Below are 866 nucleotides of genomic sequence, written 5' to 3'. Positions count from 1 at the left end.
AGTGACCGTCGGCACCCCGAGCACCCTCGTCCCCGCACCATGCGGCTTCGGGATCTCCACCGCCATCACCGGGGGCGGGAAATAGCTACCCGAGGAAATCCGGTTCCAGACCTTGTACAGATTGTTCTTCAGGTCGGTTTCGAAGTCCGCTACCGTGCAGCCATCCACCCCCGCGGCACCCTGGTTCTCCCTCACCTGCTTCCAGGCTTCCCACACCTCCCACCTCGAGATCTCGAACGGTTTCCCTGATGGCTTCAGCCTGTCCATCGAGCTCCTCCCGGTCTTCCCGGTTGACTCCACAACAAGGCCACGGACAACCCAGCCCCTTCGCTCCGCCCCCACCGCGCCCAGCAGGAGCTTCACCGCTACTACAAGCCGGTCCGCCGGCGCGTCCCGCATCGGTACTCACTACCTCACAGATTCATCCTGCTTGGCAGGCTCCCTCTCCCCCGCCAATAACAAGGCGGGGAGTATCAGGACACGCCTTCCCACGTTCCGCGCGAGAGCAGCAGAACAGGATCACGTCGCCTCCATGCCGGGCACCGCCTGGCCAGTAAACGGGCATCCGCCAGGCTCATCCCGGGACTCAGAGCAAAACCCCGGTTTTGATGCCACCATCTGCATAACGGCACGTCCACGGCGATCCCGTCACCGGGACTGCGCACCGTCTTCCTGGTCCCCACCTGACGCCTCCAGGACGCCTTTTCCACCTCGCTCACCACGACGGTCTTCAGCCAACGCAGCAGGTGGCGGTTTGGAGCCTCCCCCCGCAGGGCGGCTCCGAAGGGCCTACCTTCATCTCTCGCGCAGCATCACCTCAAGAAAGCTTTATCTACATCAAGCCCCTCTCGGTGTTCGTGGCACAC

1 pseudogene is annotated in these 866 nt (G+C 63.5%); it reads right to left on the bottom strand.

Going from position 1 to position 866, the window contains the following annotated elements:
- A pseudogene (locus tag AC559T_RS14570) lies at positions 1 to 399 on the bottom strand (hypothetical protein); the annotation flags it as partial.
- Positions 400 to 866: the final 467 nt, after the last annotated feature.

Source organism: Frankia sp. Hr75.2 (assembly GCF_949319125.1).
In the GTDB taxonomy this organism is placed as follows: domain Bacteria; phylum Actinomycetota; class Actinomycetes; order Frankiales; family Frankiaceae; genus Parafrankia; species Parafrankia soli.
This window is presented reverse-complemented; position numbering and strand designations above follow the sequence as displayed.